This window comes from Streptomyces sp. NPDC050743, assembly GCF_044456925.1.
Classification (GTDB): domain Bacteria; phylum Actinomycetota; class Actinomycetes; order Streptomycetales; family Streptomycetaceae; genus Streptomyces.
Genome location: NZ_JBITGJ010000315.1, coordinates 1 through 1,711, shown reverse-complemented (window position 1 = coordinate 1,711; position 1,711 = coordinate 1). Strand labels below are relative to the sequence as shown.

General features: G+C 69.1%; 1 protein-coding gene. It reads left to right on the top strand.

Annotated features, from left to right (window positions below):
- Positions 1–416: 416 nt before the first annotated feature.
- Complete coding sequence (locus tag ACIBJF_RS53305; protein WP_399185101.1) at positions 417–1,694, top strand: vanadium-dependent haloperoxidase; 1,278 nt, start codon at positions 417–419, stop codon at positions 1,692–1,694.
- The last annotated feature ends 17 nt before the right edge of the window (positions 1,695–1,711 follow it).

Genomic DNA, 1,711 nt, shown 5'->3' with positions numbered 1-1,711 from the left:
GACTGCGTAGCGTGATGCCGGAGTTGCGGCGTGCATCGGGTCCCGGCAGGCTGGATCTCGGCAAGCAACCTTGATGACGTGAAGAGGTGATCGGGTTGCAGGACCATGCGCGCCCGGTCAGCCATCCGAGACGTTGGTGTGGGTGACGCGTACCGCCTCATGAGCCGGTATCCCGGTGAGTCCAGTCGTGATTCTTCAACGGCCGGCCCAGGCCAGGCATCAGTCGGAAGCGAACCGGCTTCACCATCCCCTCCCACTCCGAAGCGAACGTCCGGAGTGCTTCTTTGTGGCACGCGCTGCGGACCCTCGCTCGATCGGTGGTGGGCGCTGACCTGGTGATGCGCCCCGGCCCGAATGGATGACGTGTACGACCACGGTCGCCACAGCCCGCCACCAGCGACAAGGAGCCGAAGAGCATGGGTGGAAAGCAGAAGACACTCGTCGTACTGGTCGGAACCGTGCTGGCAGCGGGACTCGCCAGCCCGGCCTTCGGGGCCGGTGCCGTTCCCTCGCCGTCCCCGACCACCGCGGCCACGGGGTCGGGGATGTCGGTCGTGGAGTGGAACCGCGAGCTCGTCACCATCCTCGGCGATCCGAAGGCGCAGCCGTCCACCGTCCAGCCCACGCGCAGCTTCGCGCTTCTGCAGGCTGCCGAGTACGACGCGGTCATATCGATCACCCGGTCCGGCCCCGCCTACCTGTTCTCGGTGCCGGCGCCACGAGGCGCTCGTGCGGATGCCGCGGCGGACCAGGCGGCCCACGATGTGCTGGTCGCCCTGTACCCGGACAGGCGCGCGGGCGTGGACCAACGGCTGAGCAGCCAGTTGTCCGCGATTCCGGGAGGCCCGGACAAGCAGGCGGGCACGGCGGTGGGGGCCGCGGTCGCCCGCCGGCTGATGAGCCTTCGGTCGAACGACGGGTCCTCGGCGAAGCCGCCGCGGTTCCGCGCCGGCGACAAGGCCAGTGACTACCGGCCCACCCCTCCCGTTTTCCCGGCACCGGTATTCACCAACTGGGGCTCGGTCAAGCCGTTCGTGCTGACGAGCGGACGCCAGTTCCGCCCGGCAGCACCGCCGGCCGTCAGCAGCGCCGCATACGCCGCCGCCCTGAACGAGGTCAAGGACCTGGGGAGCAAGACCAGTACCACCCGCACCCCCGACCAGACCGCGGCCGCGAGGTTCTGGGCGGCGGCGCCCGTCTGGAACGTCTGGAACCAGATCGCACAGAACCTCGTCACCTCCCAGAACGCGAGCCTGGACAAGGCGGTGAAGGTCTTCGCCCGGCTCGACCTGTCCCTCGCCGACACCGCGATCGCGATGTACGACGCCAAATACACCTACCGCGTATGGCGGCCCGTCACCGCCATACGGCTCGGCGGTACGCACTACAACCCGCACATCGCCGGCGATCCCGGCTGGACGCCTCTGCTGACGACCGCCCCGGACCCGTCCTATCCCAGCGCTCACGCCGCTCTCAGCCAGGCCGCGGCAACCACGCTCGCCGGGTTCTACGGTGCACGGCATCACCTCGCGGTGACATCGAAGGGCGTCACCCGAACCTTCACCGGCTTCCAGAACGCCGCCACCGAAGCGTGGCTCAGCCGGATCTGGTCCGGCCAGCACACCTCGATCGACAACCGAGCGGGCCAGCAACTCGGCACCCAGGTAGCCGACTTCGTGTCAGGGCACCTCTGACCGTCCACGCCGGGCGA

Bases quoted from the DNA above. Each gene is read 5' to 3' on its own strand.
- ACIBJF_RS53305 (WP_399185101.1), top strand. From the start codon at position 417: ATGGGTGGAAAGCAGAAGACACTCGTCGTACTGGTCGGAACCGTGCTG.